Below are 20,590 nucleotides of genomic sequence, written 5' to 3' on the forward strand. Positions count from 1 at the left end.
CAGAGATGTGTCGACGATGCATCCGCCGAGTCGGGCGGGCGAGCGGAGTTCAGATGGTGTTGGCTTGGACGACGTGGCTGCCATCTTGATTGTTCTCGATGTCTTTGTCGGCATCATCGCCGTGGTCGGATTGATTTTTACCTGGAATCGGCTGCGGGCACGACGCAGAAGGTCGGGCGCCAAGGGTGTCGTCCTGGTTGTCGATCGACTCACCCCGCGCCGAAGGAATATGGCTCGCCTGCAGGTGAGCCTGCGGATGATCGGGCCGACCGTGCGCTACGAGGTGGGACTCGATCTCGAAGTGGACGGCAATCCGTTCGAGGTGTCGACACCCAAACCCGAGATACGTCCGTCGATGGGCTGCGAGGACGATGAAATGTCCTGGGGCTTCGAGATTTCCGAAGACGAACTGGACAACGTCTGGGTGATCGCGTCCTGGATGGCCGCCGAGAACGCCGACCTGCGGATGGCCGCGATCGCGTCGAATCTGAGCACGGAGCAAACCTACGAGTGGCGCTGGGCGGCTGACTGGCGCATCTCGGGTGCGGGCCATTGGCGAAAACGACGACACCCGACGACTCCCCCACGCACCGTGGCGGGAATGGGGCCCCTGGAACTGGGCCGGGCGCCGGGCCGGGGGCGGGCGGCGCGACCCGTGGCCGACGCCCCAGAACAGCAGTAGCGCGGCGTTATTGGGGGCCGTTGGTAGCGGTGGTGTGCGGCAGCGCACCGGGGCAATAGGCGGTGGCCGCGATCGCCGCAAACTTCGCGGCGTTCTCTTCGCGGAGTCCGGGATTGCGGTCTTCGACGGTTTTGACGACGTCCACCATCTGCGTGCCCTGGCCGACCGCCTGACACACCCACTTACCCGCCGCGATCGCCCGGCCCGGGTCGGGGAAGGTGACGCCGGACGCCTGCAGCGCGGCAAGGAACTGGTCGTCCATGGGATCGGCGCACGCGGGGGCAGCCGTGCAGAGCATCGCGACGGCGCTTACCAGCATCAGGAGGCGTGTCATAGCTCACTGATCGTCGCAGACCCGCGGCAAACTCGCATCCCTCTTTCGGGTGCCGGCGCCCAAACGGTCACCGGCACCGGCCGAGCGCTGGTCACGGCGGCTGGCCGGGGTTGTCCGGGCCGGTCCAACCCCTCCCGTTCGGCGGAGTCGGTGTGCAATTATTCGAAGATGCGCCGCTGGCTGATCGTCCTGTCGACCCTGCTCATCGCCGCCGCCAGCCCTGCCGGGGTTGCCGCGCCGCGCGCGTGGGCTCAGGACGCGCCGATCGGACACATCGGCGACACGCTGCGGGTGGACACCGGCACCTACATCGCCGACATCACCGTCAGCAGCGTGACCCTCTGCGACCCGCCGCCCGGGTTCGGCTACACCCGCAGCGGCGTGCCGATCAAAAGCTTCCCGGGCAGCACCCCCAACCGCGCCGACGTGACGGTCCGCGCGATCCAGGTGCCCAACCCGTACATCATGGCCGCCGCGTTCAGCTTCGACGGAGTGACGCCGTTCGCCGATGCCTACAAGCCGCGCGCCACCGACGCGCCCGACGCTCTGGACAACGTGCTCGTCAACGCGCCCAACGGCGCGATCGTGCGCGGCGGAGTGTATTGGGATGCCTACCGCGATCCCGTCTCCAACGTCGTGCTGCTGGACCGCAAGACGGGCAGGCACCTCGCACAGTGGAACCTCTGACGCTTGACATCCAGCGCGTCGCGGCGGATTCCGTCGACCTGACAGAGCTGGCTAACGTTGCGGCCCTTACCTTTCCGTTGGCATGCCCGCCCACCGCGACGCCGGAGAACATCGCGTCGTTCGTCTCCACAAACCTGACGCCCGCCCGCTTCGGCGAGTATCTCAACGACCCGAACCGGGCCATTCTGACCGCGCGGCGCGACGATCGGATCGTCGGTTACGCCATGCTTGTTCGCGGCGTCTCGCAGGACCCCGGCGTGCAGCGGGCAGTCGAAATCCGGCCGGCCGCAGAGCTATCCAAGTTGTATCTGCTGCCCGACTGCCACGGCAGCGGGGCATCGGCGGCACTGATGCAGCGCGCGCTGGCGGCCGCGGACGACTCGAAAGTGCGCTGCGTGTGGCTTGGCGTCAGCAAGGCAAACCAACGCGCACAACGCTTTTACGCCAAGAGCGGCTTTAAGGTCAACGGCACCAGGACGTTTCAGGTCGGCGATCACCTCGAGAACGACTACGTCATGATTCGCGAGGCTGGGTAGCCGCGGCGGTCAGCGCAAGCAACCGCGACGTGGCCCGCAGGTACTTCTTCCGGTAGCCACCGGCCAGCATCTCCTCGCTGAAGATGCTGTCCAGTTTCGCGCCGGACGCCACCACCGGAATGCCGGCGTCATAGAGGCGATCGGTGAGCGACACCAGCCGCAGCGCGACGTTCTGATCGTCGATACCGTGCACACCGGTCAGGAACACCACCGTCACACCCTCGATCAGGCTCAGGTAGCGCGACGGGTGCATGGTCGCCAAGTGCGCACACAGCGCATCGAAGTCGTCCAGCGTCGCCCCCGCCACGTCGGCCGCGCGGGCGACGACCTCGTCGTCCGACAGGGGCGGCGGCGCGGGCGGCAGACCGCGGTGCCGGTAGTCCGGACCCTCGATCCGCACGGTGGTGAAAATGCTTGCCAGCGTGTTGATTTCGCGCAGGAAATCCTGCGCGGCGAAGCGTCCCTCCCCTAGCTGCTCGGGCAGCGTGTTCGAGGTGGCGGCCACTGACACTCCCCGCTCGACCAACGACGACAGCATCCGCGACACCAGCGTGGTGTTGCCCGGATCGTCGAGTTCGAACTCGTCGATGCAGACCGCCGTGTAGTCGGCCAGCAGGTCGATGCATTCGGCGAAACCGAACACCCCGGCTAACTGGGTCAGCTCCCCGAACGTCGCGAACGCCTTGGGACGAGGGCCGGGCAGCCGGTAGTAGGCCGAGGCCAGCAGGTGCGTCTTGCCGACGCCGAATCCGCCGTCCAGGTAGATGCCCACGCCGGACAGCACCGCCCGTTTGCCCAACAGCTTGCGCCGGCCCGCGCGCCGCTCGACGGCCTCGCGGCAGAAGTCCTGACACGCCACCAGCGCGGCGGCCTGCGTCGGCTCCGCCGGATCCGGGCGATAAGTCCCGAAGCCCACGTCGGCGAACGTTGGCGGCGGCCGCAATTGGGCGATGAGCCGTTCCGGCGACACGGTCGGATGCCGATCCACCAGATGCTGCACGCCCCCGGAATCTTCCGCAGACACCGACCCGTGCATGCGCAAACTCTAACGGCGTGCTGCAATCGTCCTCATGCCCGAGTCAGGCACCGGCAAAGCCGCCGACACCGCGATGACCCTGCTCGGGTCGGGACGCGAACTCGACGACGGCGAACTCCCCCAGCTCTACGCCTACCCGGATACCGACGACACCTGGGTGCGGGCGAATTTCATCACCAGCATCGACGGCGGTGCCACCGCCGAGGGCAAGACCGGCCCGATGGCGGGGCCCGGTGACCGGTTGATCTTCTTCCTGCTGCGCGAGCTCGCCGACGTGATCGTCGTCGGCGCGGGCACCGTGCGGGTGGAGGGCTATTCCGGCGCGCACGCAGGAATAGCCGAACGCCAGCGCCGGCAGGCCCGCGGGCAAAGCGAAGTGCCGCAACTGGCCATCGTCACCAAGTCCGGCCTGCTGGACCGGGAGATGGGGGTATTCACCCGGACCGAGGTGCCGCCCCTGGTGCTCACCTGCACCGCGGCGGCCGACGAGACCCGCCACCTGCTCGGCGATCTGGCCGAGGTGATCGACTGCTCCGGCAGCGATCCCAACAAGGTTGACGAGGCCGCGTTGCTTGCGATCCTGCGGGCCCGCGGCATGCGCCGGGTGCTGACCGAGGGCGGCCCGATGCTGCTCGGCTCGTTGATGCAGCGAGACATGCTCGACGAGCTGTGCCTGACGATCGCGCCGTACATCATCGGCGGGCTGGCCCGGCGGATCGCGACGGGCCCGGGCCAAGCGCTGAGCCGAATGGACTGCCAGCACGTGCTGACCGACGACGCAGGCTACCTCTACACGCGCTACGTGCGGGCTTAGCCCGGTGACGATGCGCCCCGCGCAGCGAGGCGAGGAGGAGGCGGGCAATCCAGCACAGCCCGGGGCATGGCTACTGTGGTCGGCATGAGTCGGCACCTGACGCCCGCGACCGTCCTGGTCCCGTTGACGGTCGTCGTCACCGCTTTGCTGACCGCCTGCGTTCCCGGCCTGCCCGCCGACCCGCGCTTCGCGACCAACGCCGGCGCACGACCGCAGGGCGCGGCCACGACGAAACCCCCACCCGCCGGTCCGCCTCCGATCGCCGCCCCCAAGAACGACTTGTCGTGGCACGACTGCACGTCGAAGGTGCTCAGCGACGCCGGCGTGCGCAACGCCCCCGCCGGAGTTCAGCTGGATTGCGCGAACTACGACGCCGACCTCGACCCGGTCAACGGCGGGACGGGAACCGTCACCGTCGGTGTGGTCCGCGCGCGGTCGAGTCAGACCCCGAAGGACGCCGGGCCCGTCGTCTTCACCACGGGCTCCGACATGCCGTCGTCGGCGCAGCTGCCGGTGTGGCTGTCCCGGTCGGGCAACGATCTGCTGGCGGCCCACCCGATCGTCGCCGTGGACCGCCGCGGCATCGGCATGTCGAGCCCGATCGACTGCCGGGATCGCTCCGATCGCCAGGCGATGCGCGATCAGGCCCAATTCCAAACCGGCGACGATCCGGTCGCCAATCTGTCCGACGTGTCCAACACCGCGACAACCAGCTGCACTGACGCCATCGCCCCGGGTGACAGCGCCTACGACAACTCGCATGCCGCCTCGGACATCGAGCGACTGCGCAGCCTCTGGGACGTGCCATCGGTCGCGCTGCTCGGCATCGGCAACGGCGCCCAGGTCGCGCTGGCTTACGCGTCGTCGCGTCCCGACAAGGTCGCCCGGCTGATGGTCGACTCCCCGATTGCGTTGGGGGTCAACGCCGAAGCGGCCGCTGAGCAACAGGTCAAGGGCCAGCAGGCCGCGCTCGACGCGTTCGCCGCCCAGTGCGTCGCGGTGAACTGCGCGCTCGGTCCCGATCCCAAGGGCGCCGTCAGCGCGCTGCTGGCCGACGCCCGGGCCGGCCGGGGGCCCGGCGGCGCCTCGCTGGCCGAGGTCGTCAACGCCATCACCGTCGCGCTGGGCTTCCCGTCCGGCGGCCGCGTCAACGCCACGACGAGTCTGGCCAGCGCGCTGGCCGCGGCCCGCTCCGGTGACACCAACCAGTTGAACAGCCTGATCAACCACGCCGACGCCACCGAGGACTCCGACGGTCAGTTCGTCAACTCCTGCAGCGACGCGATCAACCGCCCGACCCCGGACCGTGTCCGTGAGCTGGTGGTCGCCTGGGGCAAGCTCTACCCGCAGTTCGGCACCGTCGCCGCGCTCAACTTGGTCAAATGCGTGCACTGGCCCACGATCTCGCCGCCGGCACCGCCCAAGGAGCTCAAGGTCGACGTCGTGTTGCTGGGCGTGCAGAACGATCCGATCGTCGGCTCCGAAGGCGTCGCCCAGACGGCGGCCACGATCATCAACGCCGGCGCGGCCAGCCGGCGGGTGATGTGGCAGGGCATCGGTCACGGCGCCAGCATCTACACGCCCTGCGCGATTCCGCCGTTGGTCGGCTATCTCGACACCGGCAAGGTGCCCGCAACCGACACATACTGTCCCGCCTGAGCTGACGGCCCCGCGCCGCGGTGTACGGTGCGCTGGTGACGGCAGCTGACTCGACCCGTACCGGCCTGCGCAATTCGGTGCTGGCCGCCTTCGGTCCCCAGACCGGGCCGCCGAGTACCGCGACCATCTTGCGGTCGGTGCTGTGGCCGGTGGCGATCCTGTCGGTGTTGCACCGCAGCATCGTGCTCACGCTGAACGGCAATATCACCGACGACTTCAAGCCGGTGTACCGCGCGGTGCTGAACTTCCGGAACCACTGGGACATCTACAACGAGCACTTCGACTACGTCGACCCGCACTACCTGTACCCGCCCGGCGGCACCCTACTGATGGCGCCGTTCGGATACCTGCCCTTCTCGCCGTCGCGCTACCTGTTCATCCTGATCAACACGGTGGCGATTCTGATCGCCTGGTATCTGCTGTTGCGGCTGTTCAAGTTCACGCTGGCGTCGGTGGCCGCACCCGCCCTGCTGCTGGCCATGTTCTGCACCGAGAGCGTGACCAGCACCTTGGTGTTCACCAACATCAACGGCTGTGTGCTGTTGGCCGAGGTGCTCTTCTTGCGCTGGCTGCTGGACGGGAAGGTCTCCCACCAGTGGTGGGCCGGGTTCGTCATCGGCCTGACGCTCACTCTCAAACCCGTGCTGGGTCCGCTGCTGCTGCTGCCCCTGCTCAACCGACAGTGGCGCACGCTGGTGCCCGCGCTGGTGGTGCCCGCGGTGATCAACGCGGTTGCCTGGCCGCTGGTCAGCGACCCGATGGACTTCGTCACCAAAACGCTGCCGTACATCGGCGGCACCCGCGACTACTTCAACAGCTCGATCGAGGGCAACGGCGTCTACTTCGGGCTGCCCACCTGGCTGATCGTGTTTCTGCGAATTCTGTTCATCCTGCTCACGATCGGCGCGCTGCGGCTGTTGTACCGCTACTACCGCACCCGGGATCCGCTGTTCTGGTTCACCGGCTCGTCGGGGGTGCTGCTGCTGTGTTCCTGGCTGGTGCTTCCGCTGGCCCAGGGCTACTACTCGATGATGCTGTTCCCGTTCCTGATGACGGTGGTGCTGCCGAACTCGCTGATCCGCAACTGGCCGGCCTGGCTGGGGATCTACGGCTTCATGGCGCTGGACGACTGGCTGATTTACAAATACATGAGGTACGGCCGCGCACTGCACTACCTGAAGATCACCTACGGCTGGTCGCTGCTGTTGATCGTCGCGTTCACCGTGCTGCTCTTCCGCTACCTGGACGCCAAGGCCGAAAACCGGCTGAACGACGGCATCGATCCCGCGTGGCTGACGGCTGGGCGCGAGCGAGCTAGCGTGGACGCATGACTTCCGACGTGTCGCAGCCCAAATTGCAGCTCACCGATGACGAGTGGCGCAAGAAACTCACTCCCGAGGAGTTTCGGGTGCTGCGTCGCGCCGGCACCGAGCGCCCGGGTGTCGGTGAGTACACCGACACCAAAACCCAGGGTGTCTACGAGTGCCGGGCCTGCGGGAAGGAGTTGTTCCGCAGTACCGAGAAATTCGACTCGCACTGCGGCTGGCCGTCGTTCTTCGACCCGGCCAACTCCGACGCGGTGATCCTGCGCCCCGACCATTCGATGGGCACGACGCGCACCGAGGTGATCTGCGCGAACTGCCACAGCCACCTGGGTCACGTGTTCGCCGGTGAGGGTTACCCGACGCCGACCGATCAGCGGTACTGCATCAACTCGATCTCGCTGCGCCTGGTGCCGACCGAGGGCTAAACCTTTTCCGCGACACGTAAATGGTTGCGAGGACACGCCGCACGTCGTCGCAATGGTTTACGTCTCGCGGCAGCAGCCGTCTCGCGGCAGCAGCGGGCAAGGCCGCGGCAGCGGGCCTGTCCGTCAGTCGGTTCGGGTGGCGTGGACTTCCCAGAACGGGGCGTGCACCCGACCGTTGACCAGCCAGGGTTCCATCGCCCGGAAGCGTTTCAGCATGTCCTCGGTCCGATCGGCCATGTCCGGGTTACGCGCGGCCATCATCTCGATCTGCTCGGCGCTGATGTTGACCTGGTAGGTGGTGGTGCCCAGGTAGCTGATCTCCCAGCCGCCGGCCGGTAGCACGTCACGAAAGTCGTTCTCGGACAACGACCGCATCATCGTAAATCCGTTGACGTCGTGCGCGCCGAACTCGAACATGTAGAGGCGGGCACCCGGCTTGGTGGCCCGCCGCAGCGCCTGCGCATACGACCGCGCGAGCTCGGGCTCGCTGCTGAAGGTGTGGTAGAAGGCGCAGTCGACGACGGTGTCGAACCGGTTCTCCAGCCCGTCCAGCTTGGTGGCGTCGGCCAGCTCGAAATTGACTGATACACCGGCATTTTGGGCGTTCTCCCGGGCCCGGTCCAGCGCGGCAGCCGACCCGTCAATGCCGGTCGCCGAATAACCCTTGGTGGCGTAGTAGATCGCGTGGTGCCCGGGCCCGGTGCCCGGGTCGAGCACCTCACCCTTGATCGCGCCGAGGGCGACCAGCTGCTGGACCACCGGCTGCGGACCGCCGATGTCCCATGGTGTGGCGGCGGGCAGACCGTGCGACATCCGCTCGTCGCGGTACATCTCCTCGAAGCGGGTGGGATCGTTGGGGTCGAATTCGGTTGTCATGGCAGCGAATTCACCAACTGCTCGATCGCCACCCGCGGGCCGGTGAAGAACGGCGTCTCCTCGCGGGTGTGCCGTCGGGCGTCGGTGGCGCGCAGCTCGCGCATCAGGTCGACGATGCGGTGCAGTTCGGGCGCCTCGAAGGCGAGGATCCATTCGTAGTCGCCCAGCGCGAACGCCGGAACCGTGTTGGCGCGCACGTCCTTGTACTCGCGCGCGGCCATGCCGTGCTCGGCCAGCATCCGGCGGCGTTCCTCGTCGGGCAACAGATACCACTCGTAGGACCGCACGAACGGATAGACGCAGATGTAGGCGCCGGGCTCCTCGCCGGCCAGGAACGCCGGGATGTGGCTCTTGTTGAACTCCGCCGGGCGGTGCAGCGCCACGCTGCTCCACACCGGCGCGCTGACCTGGCCCAGGGCGGTGGTGCGGCGGAAATCGGCGTAGGTGGCTTGCAACGCTTCGACGCGCTCGGCGTGCGTCCAGATCATGAAATCGGCGTCGGCCCGCAGACCCGCGACGTCGTAGAGGCCGCGCACCACGACTCCGCGTTCTTCCTGCTGCTTGAAAAACCGGGTCGCGTCGTCGATAACGGCGTCGCGCTGCTCCCCGAGCTCGCCGGGCTCCACCGAGTACACCGAGAACATCAGATAGCGAATCGTCGAGTTGAGAGCGTCAAAGTCGATCTTGGCCATGAGAACTATCGTGCCACTTCCGTGCCGGCGGCCTCGCCGGCACCGATCACGCGCTCGACGGCCTTGCCGGCCGCGCCGATACAGGCCGGCACGCCGATCCCGTCGAGGTAGCTGCCCGCCACGGCGAGGGTCGGCGGCAGCCCGGCCCGCAGCGCCGCGACCACGTCGGCGTGGCCCGGCCCATACTGCGGCATAGCCTCGATCCACCGCTGCACCCGAGCCTCCACCGGGTCGACGGTCAGCCCGAACACGGCCTTTAGGTCTTGGCGCGCCCAGGCCAACAGCTCCTCGTCGGAGGCGGTGGCGGCCAGATCGTCGCCGTATCGCCCGAACGAGAGCCGCAGGAATTGCAGGTCGCCGCCGATGCCCCATTTGCGCGACGAAAGGGTAATCGCCTTGCAGCGCAACCGCTCACCGCTGGCCGCCAGTACACCGGAGCACTGCGGGAACGCCGTATCGCCGGGCACCGCGAGCGCGACCACCACTGACGACGCGCTGGTGATGCGGCGCGCGGCGGCGTGCGTTTGCGGAGCCACACGAGAGATCAGGCGCGCCAGCCTCGGGGCGGGGATCGCCAGGATCACCGCGTCGGCATTGCACCGCGCGCCGGTGTCGTCGCCCAGCACCCAGCCCCGCCCGGCACGCTCGAGCCGGTCCACCGCGGCCCGAACCCAGCGTGCCCGGGCGCGCTCGACGAGCTCGTCGAGCAGCACCTGATAGCCGCGATCCAGCGCGCCGAACACCGGCGCGCCCGTCGTCGGCGGCAACCCCCGGCGGACCGCGTCGGTCAGGCTGGTAGCGCCGCGATCCAGCGCCGCGGCCACGCTGGGGGCCGCGGCGCGCAGCCCGATCGTGGCCGCCGAGCCCGCGTACACCCCACTCAGCAGCGGGTCGACGGAGCGCGCCACGGTCTGCTCGCCGAACCGGTCGCCCACCAATTCCGCGGCGGCCGGGTCGCTTCCGGGCTGCCAATCCAGCGGGCGGCCCGGCTCAGCGTCGATACGCGCGACGGTGGCCTCGTCGACCAGTCCGGCGACCGACGCCGCCGACGAGGGAATCCCGACGACCGTGGCCGCCGGCAGCGGGTGCAGTTCCCCCTGGCTGTAGATCAGCGGCCGGGCGCCGGTGGTGCCCAGCTGACGATCCGACAGGCCCAGCTCGGCCAGCAGCGCCGGCATCTCGGGCCGGCGCAACACGAACGCCTCGGCGCCCAGATCCATCGGCCGTCCGCCGAGCTGCTCGGTGCGCAAGATGCCGCCGAGCCGATCATCCGGCTCGAACAGCGTGATGGTGGCGTCGTCGCCGGCCGCCTGACGCAGCCGGTAGGCCGCGGTCAGGCCGGAAATCCCGCCGCCCACAACGCAATACGACCGCGGGGTCATAGCGAATGGACCAGCGACACCAGGTCGGTCAGCACACCGGGGTCCGTCTCGGGCAACACTCCATGGCCCAGATTGAAGACGTGTCCCGCCGCACCGGCGTCGACGGCACGGCGGCCGTCGTCGACGACGGCGCGCGCCGCGCGTTCCACCACCGGCCAGCCCGCCAACAACACCACCGGATCGAGATTGCCCTGCAGCGCCGTGCCGGGCCGCACCCGGGCCGCGGCATCGGTGAGCGATGTTCGCCAATCCACCCCGACGACCGTCGGGCCCGCTTCGCCCATCGCACCCAGCAATTCGGCCGTCCCGACCCCGAAATGTGTCATCGGAACGCCGTATTCGGCCAGCGTCGCGAACACCCGGCTGCTGTGCGGCAGCACATATTGGCGGTAGTCGGCCAGCGACAGCGTGCCCGCCCACGAGTCGAACAGCTGGATGGCGTCGACCCCGGCGCCGATCTGGGCGCGCAGGAATTCGACGGTGAGATCGGCCAGCTTCGACATCAGCGCGTGCCAGCTGGCCGGCTCAGCCAGCATCATCGCCTTGGTGCGGGCGTGGTTGCGGCTGGGGCCGCCCTCGACCAGATAGGACGCCAGCGTGAAAGGCGCACCGGCAAAACCGATCAGTGGCACCTTGCCCAGCGCGTCGACCAGCAGCGAAACCGCCTGACAGATCGGCTGAATGGCTTGTGGTTCAAGGGGTTTCATCGCTTCGATATCTGCGTCGGTGCGGATCGGATGCGCGATCACGGGTCCGACGTCGGGCACGATGTCCAAGTCGATGCCCGCGGCGCGCAGCGGAACCACGATGTCGGAGAACAAGATCGCGGCGTCGACGTCGTGGCGCCGGATCGGCTGCAGGGTGATCTCGCAGACCATCTCGGGCTGCAAGCACGCCGCCAGCATGCTGGTGCGTTCACGCAGCGCGCGGTACTCGGGCAGCGAGCGCCCGGCCTGCCGCATGAACCACACCGGCACCCGGTGCGGCTTGCGGCCGGTGACGGCGGCCAGGTGGGGCGACTCGGGAAGTTCGCGACGGGTACTCATCGGAGTCAATGCTGCCACGGGCGCTCGGGCGGCGACCCTGCAGCAGTGGCGCCGCTGCGTAACATCAACCCGGTGTCAGTCGCACCGATCTCCGTCAACTACGACGAATTCCCCAGCCTGCGCTTCGAACACGGCGACGAAACCGGTTTAGCAGGCGTCCTCACGGTGGTTCTCGATGCGCCCGGGCTGAACTCGGTCGGGCCACAATTGCACCGCGACCTCGCCGACGTTTGGCCGGCCATCAATCGCGATCCGGACGTGCGCGCCGTCCTGATCCGTGGTGAGGGCAAGGCGTTTTCGTCCGGTGGCAGCTTCGAGCTGATCGACGAGACCATCAACGACTACGAAGGCCGAATCCGCATCATGCGTGAGGCCCGCGACCTGGTGCTCAACATCGTCAACTTCGACAAGCCGCTGGTCTCGGCGATCCGGGGACCCGCCGTCGGCGCCGGCCTGGTGGTGGCGTTGCTCTCCGACATCTCGGTGGCCGGACGGAGCGCCAGGATCATCGACGGGCACACCAAGCTCGGGGTGGCGGCCGGCGACCACGCCGCGATCTGCTGGCCGCTGCTGGTCGGCATGGCCAAGGCCAAGTACTACCTGCTCACCTGCGACACCCTGCTCGGCGAGGAAGCCGAGCGCATCGGCCTGGTCTCGCTCTGTGTCGACGACGACGAGGTGCTGGCGCGGGCATCGCAGGTCGCCAACGACCTGGCGCAGGGTGCCCAGAACGCGATCCGGTGGACCAAACACAGCCTCAACTACTGGTATCGCATGTTCGCGCCCGCCTTCGAGACGTCTCTGGGCCTGGAATTCTTGGGTTTCAGCGGCCCCGACGTGCAGGAAGGGCTAGCGGCCCACCGCGAGAAACGACCGGCCCGATTCAACGGCTGAACACCGCTTGAGAAGGCTAAACAGCGAATGAATACGTCTTGACACAACCCGGTAACAGCTTGGTCGCGACGGGTTTGGAAACCGGCGCGCCTGTCGCGGCGTGTCGCGCGATAGGTCTAGCGTCGGACGCTGTGACCCGCGCATACGACGATGCGGAGCGGGAGCGACGAGAAGGAGTGGCGCCAGTGACCTCAGTCGAACCGGCCCCATTCCGCGAGGCGGTGGCGGCCATGAACGCCGTCAGCGCCCGGCCGGAGATCGAGCTGGGCCCGATCCGTCCGCCACAGCGCCTCGCGCCCTTCAGCTACGCGCTTGGAGCCGAGGTGAAGCACCCCGACCTCGAGATCGTCCCCGAGCGGTCGGAGGGCGACGCGTTCGGCCGGCTGATCCTGCTTTACGACCCCGACGGCGCCGACGCGTGGGACGGCACCACCCGCCTGGTCGCCTACATCCAGGCCGACCTCGACTCCAGCGAGGCCGTCGATCCCCTGCTGCCCGAAGTGGCGTGGAGTTGGCTGGTCGACGCCCTGGAGACGCGGACCGACCAGGTCACGGCGCTGGGCGGCACGGTCACCGCCACCACCTCGGTGCGCTACGGCGACATCTCCGGCCCGCCGCGCGCCCATCAGCTTGAGCTGCGGGCATCGTGGACGGCGACCACGCCCGCTGTCGGCGGGCATGTCGAGGCATTTTGCGAGGTGCTGGAGCACGCCGCGGGCCTGCCCCCCGCCGGGGTCACCGACCTGAGTTCGCGGTCACGCGCCTGACATGGGTGAACCGGCGGACCGCAGGCCCGACGGCACCGCGCCCGATAGCAGCGCGCCGGAGTCCACCCCGCTGCTGCACCCGGCCGAGGGCATACCCGACCTGTCGGTGACGGTCCACCAGATCGCGGACGCCGCGCAATTCCTCGCCGGCGGGCATGGGCCGTTCGCGGTGGACGCCGAGCGGGCGTCGGGTTTCCGCTACTCCAACCGGGCCTACCTGATCCAGATCCGGCGGGCCGGAGCCGGCACCGTGCTCATCGACCCGGTCAGCCACGGCGCCGATCCCCTGACCGCGCTGCGGCCCGTCGCCGAGGTGCTTGGCACCGATGAATGGATCCTGCACGCGGCTGATCAGGATCTGCCCTGCCTGGCCGAGGTCGGCATGCACCCGCCCGCGCTCTATGACACCGAGCTCGCCGGGCGCCTGGCCGGCTTCGAGCGGGTGAACCTCGCGGCGATGACCGAACGGCTGCTGGGCCAAGGTCTGGTCAAGGGCCACGGCGCGGCCGACTGGTCCAAGCGGCCGCTGCCCACCGAGTGGCTCAACTACGCGGCGCTCGACGTGGAACTGCTGGTCGAACTGCGCGCGGCGATCTCCGCGGAGCTGGCCGAGCAAGGCAAAACCGATTGGGCCGCAGAGGAATTCGATTATCTGCGCAGTGCGGGCAGCCGGGAGGCCACGCCGCGGCGGGACCGCTGGCGGCGCACGTCGGGCATCCATCGGGTACGCGACCGCCGCGGTCTGGCCGCGGTGCGCGAACTGTGGACCACCCGCGACAACATCGCCCAGCGCCGCGACATCGCGCCGCGGCGCATCCTGCCGGATTCGGCCATCATCGAGGCCGCGATCGCCAATCCGAAGACGGTCGAAGACCTGGTCGCGTTGCCGGTGTTCGGCGGGCGCAACCAGCGCCGCAGCGCGGCAACGTGGTTGAGCGCGCTGGAAGCCGCCCGCGAGAGTCAGGACCAACCGGAAGACGCCGAGCCCGCGAACGGGCCGCCCCCGCCGGCGCGGTGGAGCAGACGCAAACCGGAGGCGGCCGCGCGGCTGGAGGCGGCCCGGGCCGGGCTATCGGAACTGTCGGAGCGGCTGAAGATTCCGACCGAGAACCTGGTCTCGCCCGACCTGGTGCGGCGTCTGTGCTGGGACTGGGCCGACGCGCCGGACCCGGTCGAGGCCGTCGAACAGTTCTTGTGCGCCGGCCAGGCACGGGCCTGGCAGCGCGCGCTCGTCGATCCCGTGCTGGCGACGGCGCTGCAGCCGCCGCCCAAGGCCTAGGACAGCTGAGCGCGCTACGGGGCACTGGCGATCATGCGGCGCTCAGCCTGATAGGAACCTGTGGAAACCATATTGACTGCGGTAGAAATTCGTGCGGACCGGAAAAATTGGTGCGCTGGGCCTGGTCGAATCGCTGTTAGGCTCACGATAAGACACGATTCCCAGCGCCGAGAAGGATTCTTGAAATGGCCGTTGCAGCATCAGAAATTGGCGGCCTGGTGGGGAGTCTAGCCGGAATCGGCAGGAATATCGCCGCCAAAGATTGGATTGCCACGGGTATCGGCTCCGGCGCATTCGGGATGGAAACCACCAAAGTCATCGTCAAAGGCATCGCCGAGCGAAGAATAAAAGCTGAGATAGAGCGTGGCCTTCAGGAGCGAAGCAATCCCTGGGCGGCAGAGGTGCCGATTATCGAGTGGGGCATCGTCGCCGTCACGGTCTTCGAATACTGCCTCGGTCTCGGTGATGCCACCCAAGGAGTCGAATTCGAGAACGGCCGTTCGAAGCTCGACCTGCCCAAAAGGGACCTGGAGTCGGCCATCCCGGACAGCAGATGGCAGGGCGCCGCGTCGGAGGAGTACGCCAAGGACAACCAGGCCCAGTTGAATCGCGTAGTGCTGATGCAAAATCAAGATACGGCCATGATGGACGCCCTCGCCGCCGAAGTCGCTCAGCTCACCGAAATACGCCGCGCCGTCGCGGGAATAAAGGACGGGCTCACCGGATGCATCTTCGTTGCACTCTTGATCAAAACGTATGGCAGCGAGGCCTCGTCGTTGGTCTTTCAGAAAGTGGTCACCCTGGCCGCGATCGGTGCGACCGTGAGCGCTATCGGCTATATTGAATTTTATTCGGGCACCGAGATCAGACCCAAGGTAAAGAAGGTCGTCGAGGAATACGAGAAAATTATCGCCGAAATGACCAATTACCTGTCAGCTTCTCCCATCGCATCCACTGCCGGCACGGCGCCGGCGAAAGGTTCCACAGTCTCCAGTTTTTCCACCGGGCCCGGCGCGGTCGACATGCCGGACACGTCCGCGTCAGCCGGCGTGGCCACACCGACGGTCGTTTCCCGCCCGAGCCGGCCGATCCGCGCGCCGGGCCAACCGGCGAGCGACCAGCCCGCGTCGATCCAGCCGACCGAGGACCCCACCCGAGCCGAAGCGCCGGGGCAAACCTCGCCCCTGCCGAACCGGGTCGCGCCGCAGTCGGCCGGGACCGCTCGGCAGCGCAAAGCACGCGAACAGGCCGAACCCGCGGAGGCTGCCCCCGGGGAAACCACCCGCAGCGAGGGCGCAGCCGCCGGCACCGAGGCCGTCGCGCGCACCCCCGCCGAACTCGCGGAGCCCGGGGCCGAGCAGGCGTCGGGACCAAGCCGGCCACTGGCGAACTGAGTACGAGGAGAATCCGATGACGGATCTGAGCGTCACATCGAGATATCTCGTCGACGTGCTGGCGCCCGCGCACCAGCGGACGGCGGAGAACTTCAAGGGGTCCGCCACCGCGGTCGACGGAGTCGGCGTCAGCGTCTGGGTCAACCATGGTATGGCCTGCGGCCCCGGTAACGATGCGGTGGTCGAGGTCGAGGCTCGCCGCGCGCAGGCGATTGACCTCATGGTCAAGGTTGCCGGCGACCTTGCCACAAAGCTGCGTGAGGCCGCCCAGCTGTATGAGGCCACAAACCGTCAGGCCGCCGACAACCTCGACAGACAGCTGCGTCCCCGCTGACCCGGCCCATTGCCCAGCAAGCTTGACTTCCGAGAGTAGGACGCCATGCCCCAACAACCGCGTGAGAACGAAGACAACCTCTTCGCCGCGATGGATTTCTCCGCTGCTGACGAACCCGAGGTAACGGCGCTGGCGGCCATCGATGCGGTGACGCGGCCGCCCGCGCAGGAGGAATCCGAAGACGACGTCCCATTGTTTACCGTGACCAATCCTCCTGGGACGGTGTCGGTTTCGGCCCTCGGGGACGGCGCGATCGATCGGGTGGATCTATCGGCGGATGCCACCAGCCTGACCGAAGCGGAGCTGGCCGAGGAGATACTCGTGATGGCGCAGCTGGCGACGACCAAGGGGCAAGCCGCCCAGCATGAATTCCTGTTCGAGAAGATGTGCGAGCTCGGGGCCGACGACCCCGATGCACTGAACGATCTGCTGGAGAAGGGAATGGAATTGGCGTCGCCGCAACGCGCGGCCGAGGCGCAGGCCCGGATATTCGCGACCCGATACAAGAACGTCTGAAGTCGGTCAGGCCACGCCCAGCGTTTGCTTCATCAACCCGACAATGCCGGCCAGCGACTCGACCAGCCGCTGCTGCCCGACTTCGTTGGCCGCGTTCGCGGCGGCAACCGCGTTGCGCAGCGCCTCGTTGACGCGCTCTCGCACCGTTTCGGCACCCAACCGCAGCAGGCCATCCTCGATACGCAGGTCGGTGAGGTTACGCCGCCCGTTCACCGTTGCTTCGACAGTTTTGGATTCGTCTGTGGCCGTGAAGAGTTCGGTGTTGGTGCGGTACAGCTCATCTTCGAGGACCGACTGCAGTTGCTGCCCGTATTCCATCGCCTCGGCCATTTGCGGGTGGCGTTCTGCGCTCATAGACGAGGTCCTTCACGTTGGGCTGGTCTGGCTGTCGCGTGGACAAGCTTCGATTGTAGCCATAGTCCACGATTTCCATTGTAATGCTTCGGCCGCCCGTGCTGCGCACGAAATCGTCTAGTCGAGGTGCTCGCGAATCTCCGCTTCGGATTCGCTGCTGCCCAGCGCGGCAACCCAACCGGTGATCCGGCGGGCCACGTCCTGGTCTGTCAGCCCGAGATCGGCCAGTACCTCACCCCGTGAGGCGTGTTCGTAGAACTCCTGGTCCAGGCCGACGTCGCGGCAGGGGATGTCGATCTCCGCGCGGCGCAGCGCGCCCGAAATCGCGGACCCCACACCGCCGTTGACGCCATTGTCCTCACAAGTGACGAGCAGCTTGTGCTGCACCGCCAGCTCGAGAACACCCTCGGAGACCGGCAACACCCAGCGCGGATCGATCACCGTCACACCGATCCCCTGGTTGTGCAGCCGCTTGGCCACCGCCAGCGCCATCGAGGCGAACGCGCCGACGGCGACCAGCAGCACGTCGTGGTTCAGGCCATCGGCGGGCACCGCGAGCACGTCGACTCCCGACCGTTGCTCCAGGGCCGGAATGTCTTCGCCCACATCTCCTTTCGGAAACCGCAGCGCTGTCGGGCCGTCGTTCACCTCAAGTGCCTCGCCGAGCTCTTGGCGTAGCCGGGTGGCATCTCGCGGCGCGGCGACCCGCATGCCGGGCACGATGTTCAGCATCGACAGATCCCACATGCCGTTGTGGCTGGCGCCGTCGGACCCGGTGACCCCGGCGCGGTCGAGCACCAGGGTGACGGGCAGCTTGTGCAGCGCCACGTCCATCATGATCTGGTCGAACGCCCGGTTGAGGAACGTCGAGTAGATGGCCACCACCGGGTGCATCCCACCCATCGCCAGCCCGGCCGCTGACGTCATCGCGTGCTGTTCGGCGATGCCGACGTCGAACAGCCGGTCCGGGAACCGTTGCCCGAACGCCGTCAGGCCGGTGGGGCCGGGCATCGCGGCGGTGATCGCCACGATGTCGCGGCGCTTTCCGGCGTATCCGATCAGCGCCTCGGAGAAGGTGGCCGTCCAGCCCGGACCCGGGATCTTGGTGGCCTGCCCGGTCGCCGGGTTGATCGGCGCGGTGGAGTGCATCTGTTCGGCCTCGTCGGCCTCGGCCGGGGCGTAGCCCATGCCCTTGCGGGTGGCGACGTGCACGATCACCGGGCCGCCGAAGCCGCGGGCGCGGCGCAGCGCGGCCTCCACGGCCCGTTCGTCGTGACCGTCGACCGGGCCGACGTACTTCAGCCCGAGGTCGGTGAACAACAGCTGCGGGGCCAGCGAGTCCTTGATGCCGGCCTTGACGCTGTGCATGAAGTGATAGCAGATCTCGCCGATCAGCGGCACCGCGCGCACGACGTCACGGCCCTTTTCCAGCACCTGCTCGTAGGCCGGCTGCAGCCGCAGCATGGCCAGGTGGTCGGCGACGCCGCCGATCGTGGGCGCGTAGCTGCGGCCGTTGTCGTTGACGACGACGATGACCGGCCGTTTGGAGGCGGCGATGTTGTTCAGCGCCTCCCAGCACATGCCGCCGGTCAGCGCGCCGTCGCCGACGACGGCCACCACGTGCCGGTTGCGGTGCCCGGTCAGCTCGAACGCCTTGGCCAGGCCGTCCGCGTAGGACAGCGCCGCACTGGCGTGGCTGGACTCCACCCAGTCGTGCTCGCTTTCGGCGCGCGACGGATACCCAGACAGGCCGCCCTTTTTGCGCAGCGTCTCGAAGTCCTGGGCGCGCCCGGTCAGCATCTTGTGCACGTAGGCCTGGTGGCCGGTGTCGAAGATGATCGGGTCGTGCGGTGAGTCGAACACCCGATGCAGCGCCAGCGTCAGCTCGACCACGCCGAGGTTCGGGCCCAGGTGGCCCCCGGTCGCAGCCACCTTGTGAATCAGGAACTCGCGGATCTCCTGAGCCAGATCGCACAGCTGCTGTTGGGACAGGTATTGCAGATCAGCCGGGCCGCGGATCTGTTCGAGCATCACGTCAGTCTACGCAGCCGAGGCCGGATCTAGCCCGCTACGAAGGGCCGAAGAGCTCGGCGAGGGTGTCATGAAGTTCGGGATCGGCCAGGACGACGACCTCGTCGCCGGCCTCGAATGCGGTATCGCCCCGCACCGGCACCAGGCGTGTCGCGCGCACGACGATGCTCACCCAGATATCTCCGGCACGGTCACCAAGATCCTCGATCGTGCAGCCCTCGGCCGCGGATCCCGCGGCGACGTGCAGGCGGTGGACGCCCTCTGGTTCGTCCTGGAGCCGAACCCCGATCTGCCACGGCTGCGTCTCGACGGTGCGCAAGGGCAGACGCAGCAGTTGTGCGATGCCGGGCACCGAGCTGCCTTGCACCAGAACCGAGAACACGACAACCACCACCACGATGCCGTACAGACGTTCGGCGTCGGCGACGTGCGCGGCCCGCAGGAACTCCCCCAACAGAATCGGCACCGCACCCTTGAGCCCGGCGACGAGGATGAAGACGCGTTCGTTTCGCTGCAGCCGGACCGGAACCAGGCAGGCGCCCACTGCGATCGGCCGAATCACCACGGTCAGGGCCACGCCTAGGATGAGCCCGGGAATCCACACGTCGGCATGGGCAACCACGTTGAGGTCGACGGTCAATCCCAATACGGCGAATGCGACGATTTCGGCCAAACCGGCCAGGGCGGCGTGGAATCGCTTGATCTCCGGCTTGTACGGCGCGCGGGCGTCGCCGATCACGATGCCGGCCACGAACACGGCCAGAAATCCCGAGCCGTGCGCCAGCGTGGCGATACCGTACAGCATCAGGCTGGACGCCAGCGTCCGCAGCGGGTAGAGGCCTTCGCTGGGCAGCGCCACCCGCCGCATGAACACGAGCAGCGCGCGGCCGCCGAGGAGCGCGACGGCCAGGCCGATCACCATTTGCAGCACGAATTCGGTTCCCACACTGGCGAAGCCAGCCGCGCTGAGGCCGCCTGCGGCGATCAGGCTGCCCATCAGCGAGATGCCGACCGGATCGTTGGCGCCGGACTCGCCCTCCAGGATGGTGCTGCTGCGGCCGGCGATCTGTCGCTTGCCCAGGACCGAGAAAACGACGGCCGGATCGGTGGGAGCCACCGCGGTGGCGACCAGAACCGCAGGGAACCAACTGATTCCGCATGCGTAGTGCAGCATCAGTGCCCCGCCGACCGCGGTGAGGGCGGTGCCGACGACGCCGACCGACAGGATCGGGAGGACCGCCGCGCGAAACCGCGCCGGCCCGATGTGCATGCCGCCGTCGAAAAGCACCAATACCAGCGCGATGGTGATCACCCGCTCGACGGTCGACTCGGCCGGTGCCTGCACCGCGGGCACGGCGTGCACCACCACGGCGGCACCGACCAGCACCAGCAGGGGGACCGGGATTTTGACCCGCTCGGTCAGGCGGTTCGCCATTACCGCGACCAAACCGACGGCGCTGCAGAACAAGACGATCAGTGCGTAGCGGATGGTCTCGTTCACGACGACGATCCACCGGCGAGCATGAA

General features: G+C 67.9%; 22 protein-coding genes. 13 read left to right on the top strand and 9 right to left on the bottom strand.

What is annotated here, in order from left to right; all coding sequences use genetic code 11:
- Positions 1–73: 73 nt before the first annotated feature.
- Positions 74–682: a hypothetical protein gene (locus G6N54_RS07360; RefSeq protein ID WP_163789339.1), complete on the top strand. Its 609-nt coding sequence runs from the start codon at positions 74–76 to the stop codon at positions 680–682.
- Between the two features lie 7 nt (positions 683–689).
- On the opposite strand, the gene G6N54_RS07365 is transcribed toward G6N54_RS07360, so the two are convergent.
- Complete coding sequence (locus G6N54_RS07365; protein ID WP_163789341.1) at positions 690–1,016, bottom strand: DUF732 domain-containing protein; 327 nt, start codon at positions 1,014–1,016, stop codon at positions 690–692.
- A 168-nt stretch (positions 1,017–1,184) separates the two neighbouring features.
- Between G6N54_RS07365 and G6N54_RS07370 the strand changes: the two genes are divergently transcribed.
- Both G6N54_RS07370 and G6N54_RS07375 read left to right on the top strand, forming a co-directional pair.
- Positions 1,185–1,703, top strand: coding sequence for a hypothetical protein (locus G6N54_RS07370; protein ID WP_163789342.1), 519 nt, complete (start codon positions 1,185–1,187; stop codon positions 1,701–1,703).
- The gene (locus G6N54_RS07375; protein WP_163789344.1) at positions 1,691–2,239 is read left to right on the top strand and encodes a GNAT family N-acetyltransferase; all 549 of its coding nucleotides are present in this window, start codon (positions 1,691–1,693) and stop codon (positions 2,237–2,239) included. The genes G6N54_RS07370 and G6N54_RS07375 overlap by 13 nt, the downstream gene beginning before the upstream one ends.
- Here the strand turns inward: G6N54_RS07375 and zapE are convergent.
- Positions 2,217–3,275, bottom strand: coding sequence for a cell division protein ZapE (gene zapE / locus G6N54_RS07380; protein WP_163789346.1), 1,059 nt, complete (start codon positions 3,273–3,275; stop codon positions 2,217–2,219). The two genes, G6N54_RS07375 and zapE, sit on opposite strands and share 23 nt — an antisense overlap.
- A 34-nt stretch (positions 3,276–3,309) precedes the next feature.
- Between zapE and G6N54_RS07385 the strand changes: the two genes are divergently transcribed.
- The 4 genes from G6N54_RS07385 to msrB all read left to right on the top strand — a co-directional run bounded on the left by G6N54_RS07385 (position 3,310) and on the right by msrB (position 7,498).
- Complete coding sequence (locus tag G6N54_RS07385; protein ID WP_163789348.1) at positions 3,310–4,089, top strand: pyrimidine reductase family protein; 780 nt, start codon at positions 3,310–3,312, stop codon at positions 4,087–4,089.
- 66 nt (positions 4,090–4,155) lie between these two features.
- Positions 4,156–5,748, top strand: coding sequence for an alpha/beta hydrolase (locus G6N54_RS07390; RefSeq protein WP_163789349.1), 1,593 nt, complete (start codon positions 4,156–4,158; stop codon positions 5,746–5,748).
- A gap of 20 nt (positions 5,749–5,768) precedes the next feature.
- Positions 5,769–7,079, top strand: coding sequence for an arabinofuranan 3-O-arabinosyltransferase (gene aftC / locus G6N54_RS07395; protein ID WP_163789351.1), 1,311 nt, complete (start codon positions 5,769–5,771; stop codon positions 7,077–7,079).
- An 8-nt stretch (positions 7,080–7,087) separates the two neighbouring features.
- Entirely contained in the window at positions 7,088–7,498 is a 411-nt protein-coding gene (gene msrB, locus G6N54_RS07400) for a peptide-methionine (R)-S-oxide reductase MsrB (protein ID WP_163794574.1), read from the top strand.
- 123 nt (positions 7,499–7,621) lie between these two features.
- Here msrB and G6N54_RS07405 read toward each other — a convergent pair whose 3' ends face one another.
- The 4 genes from G6N54_RS07405 to hemE are packed head-to-tail and all read right to left on the bottom strand — an operon-like array spanning position 7,622 to position 11,494.
- Positions 7,622–8,374, bottom strand: coding sequence for a class I SAM-dependent methyltransferase (locus G6N54_RS07405; protein ID WP_163789353.1), 753 nt, complete (start codon positions 8,372–8,374; stop codon positions 7,622–7,624).
- A complete protein-coding gene (hemQ, locus tag G6N54_RS07410; protein ID WP_163789355.1) occupies positions 8,371–9,066 on the bottom strand; it encodes a hydrogen peroxide-dependent heme synthase in 696 nt (231 codons plus the stop codon). Before hemQ ends, G6N54_RS07405 begins: the two co-directional genes overlap by 4 nt.
- Before the next feature lie 5 nt (positions 9,067–9,071).
- The gene (locus G6N54_RS07415; RefSeq protein WP_163789357.1) at positions 9,072–10,448 is read right to left on the bottom strand and encodes a protoporphyrinogen oxidase; all 1,377 of its coding nucleotides are present in this window, start codon (positions 10,446–10,448) and stop codon (positions 9,072–9,074) included.
- Positions 10,445–11,494, bottom strand: coding sequence for a uroporphyrinogen decarboxylase (gene hemE, locus G6N54_RS07420; RefSeq protein WP_163789359.1), 1,050 nt, complete (start codon positions 11,492–11,494; stop codon positions 10,445–10,447). The genes G6N54_RS07415 and hemE overlap by 4 nt, the downstream gene beginning before the upstream one ends.
- An 87-nt stretch (positions 11,495–11,581) precedes the next feature.
- Here hemE and G6N54_RS07425 point away from each other — a divergent pair, with 87 nt between their 5' ends.
- From G6N54_RS07425 to G6N54_RS07450, 6 genes are all read left to right on the top strand, one after another.
- Positions 11,582–12,388 (top strand): enoyl-CoA hydratase/isomerase family protein, encoded by an 807-nt coding sequence (locus G6N54_RS07425; protein WP_163794575.1) that lies wholly within the window; start codon positions 11,582–11,584, stop codon positions 12,386–12,388.
- Between the two features lie 131 nt (positions 12,389–12,519).
- Entirely contained in the window at positions 12,520–13,155 is a 636-nt protein-coding gene (locus G6N54_RS07430) for a DUF3000 domain-containing protein (protein WP_163789360.1), read from the top strand.
- A gap of 1 nt (position 13,156) precedes the next feature.
- The gene (locus tag G6N54_RS07435; RefSeq protein WP_163789362.1) at positions 13,157–14,434 is read left to right on the top strand and encodes an HRDC domain-containing protein; all 1,278 of its coding nucleotides are present in this window, start codon (positions 13,157–13,159) and stop codon (positions 14,432–14,434) included.
- A 185-nt stretch (positions 14,435–14,619) separates the two neighbouring features.
- On the top strand, positions 14,620–15,828 hold the full coding sequence (locus G6N54_RS07440; RefSeq protein WP_163789363.1) for an EspA/EspE family type VII secretion system effector: 1,209 nt from the start codon (positions 14,620–14,622) through the stop codon (positions 15,826–15,828).
- 16 nt (positions 15,829–15,844) lie between these two features.
- Positions 15,845–16,162 carry an ESX-1 secretion-associated protein gene (locus tag G6N54_RS07445; RefSeq protein WP_163789365.1) on the top strand — a complete coding sequence of 106 codons (318 nt, stop codon included), beginning with the start codon at positions 15,845–15,847 and terminating at the stop codon, positions 16,160–16,162.
- A gap of 45 nt (positions 16,163–16,207) precedes the next feature.
- Positions 16,208–16,678: a YbaB/EbfC family DNA-binding protein gene (locus G6N54_RS07450; RefSeq protein ID WP_163789367.1), complete on the top strand. Its 471-nt coding sequence runs from the start codon at positions 16,208–16,210 to the stop codon at positions 16,676–16,678.
- Positions 16,679–16,684: 6 nt separating this feature from the next.
- On the opposite strand, the gene G6N54_RS07455 is transcribed toward G6N54_RS07450, so the two are convergent.
- The 3 genes from G6N54_RS07455 to G6N54_RS07465 all read right to left on the bottom strand — a co-directional run bounded on the left by G6N54_RS07455 (position 16,685) and on the right by G6N54_RS07465 (position 20,564).
- The gene (locus tag G6N54_RS07455) at positions 16,685–17,032 is read right to left on the bottom strand and encodes a YbaB/EbfC family nucleoid-associated protein (RefSeq protein ID WP_163789369.1); all 348 of its coding nucleotides are present in this window, start codon (positions 17,030–17,032) and stop codon (positions 16,685–16,687) included.
- Positions 17,033–17,149: 117 nt separating this feature from the next.
- Positions 17,150–19,063, bottom strand: coding sequence for a 1-deoxy-D-xylulose-5-phosphate synthase (gene dxs / locus G6N54_RS07460; protein ID WP_163789370.1), 1,914 nt, complete (start codon positions 19,061–19,063; stop codon positions 17,150–17,152).
- Positions 19,064–19,100: 37 nt separating this feature from the next.
- Complete coding sequence (locus G6N54_RS07465; RefSeq protein ID WP_232073501.1) at positions 19,101–20,564, bottom strand: cation:proton antiporter domain-containing protein; 1,464 nt, start codon at positions 20,562–20,564, stop codon at positions 19,101–19,103.
- Between the last annotated feature and the right edge of the window lie 26 nt (positions 20,565–20,590).

The sequence above is a fragment of the Mycobacterium stomatepiae genome, from assembly GCF_010731715.1.
Classification (GTDB): Bacteria; Actinomycetota; Actinomycetes; order Mycobacteriales; family Mycobacteriaceae; genus Mycobacterium; species Mycobacterium stomatepiae.

Coding starts and splice junctions, on each gene's coding strand:
- G6N54_RS07365 (WP_163789341.1), bottom strand. CDS start 1,016: ATGACACGCCTCCTGATGCTGGTAAGCGCCGTCGCGATGCTCTGCACG.
- G6N54_RS07370 (WP_163789342.1), top strand. CDS start 1,185: ATGCGCCGCTGGCTGATCGTCCTGTCGACCCTGCTCATCGCCGCCGCC.
- zapE (WP_163789346.1), bottom strand. CDS start 3,275: ATGCACGGGTCGGTGTCTGCGGAAGATTCCGGGGGCGTGCAGCATCTG.
- G6N54_RS07385 (WP_163789348.1), top strand. CDS start 3,310: ATGCCCGAGTCAGGCACCGGCAAAGCCGCCGACACCGCGATGACCCTG.
- G6N54_RS07390 (WP_163789349.1), top strand. CDS start 4,156: ATGGCTACTGTGGTCGGCATGAGTCGGCACCTGACGCCCGCGACCGTC.
- G6N54_RS07405 (WP_163789353.1), bottom strand. CDS start 8,374: ATGACAACCGAATTCGACCCCAACGATCCCACCCGCTTCGAGGAGATG.
- hemQ (WP_163789355.1), bottom strand. CDS start 9,066: ATGGCCAAGATCGACTTTGACGCTCTCAACTCGACGATTCGCTATCTG.
- G6N54_RS07415 (WP_163789357.1), bottom strand. CDS start 10,448: ATGACCCCGCGGTCGTATTGCGTTGTGGGCGGCGGGATTTCCGGCCTG.
- hemE (WP_163789359.1), bottom strand. CDS start 11,494: ATGAGTACCCGTCGCGAACTTCCCGAGTCGCCCCACCTGGCCGCCGTC.
- G6N54_RS07435 (WP_163789362.1), top strand. CDS start 13,157: ATGGGTGAACCGGCGGACCGCAGGCCCGACGGCACCGCGCCCGATAGC.
- G6N54_RS07440 (WP_163789363.1), top strand. CDS start 14,620: ATGGCCGTTGCAGCATCAGAAATTGGCGGCCTGGTGGGGAGTCTAGCC.
- G6N54_RS07445 (WP_163789365.1), top strand. CDS start 15,845: ATGACGGATCTGAGCGTCACATCGAGATATCTCGTCGACGTGCTGGCG.
- G6N54_RS07450 (WP_163789367.1), top strand. CDS start 16,208: ATGCCCCAACAACCGCGTGAGAACGAAGACAACCTCTTCGCCGCGATG.
- G6N54_RS07455 (WP_163789369.1), bottom strand. CDS start 17,032: ATGAGCGCAGAACGCCACCCGCAAATGGCCGAGGCGATGGAATACGGG.
- dxs (WP_163789370.1), bottom strand. CDS start 19,063: ATGCTCGAACAGATCCGCGGCCCGGCTGATCTGCAATACCTGTCCCAA.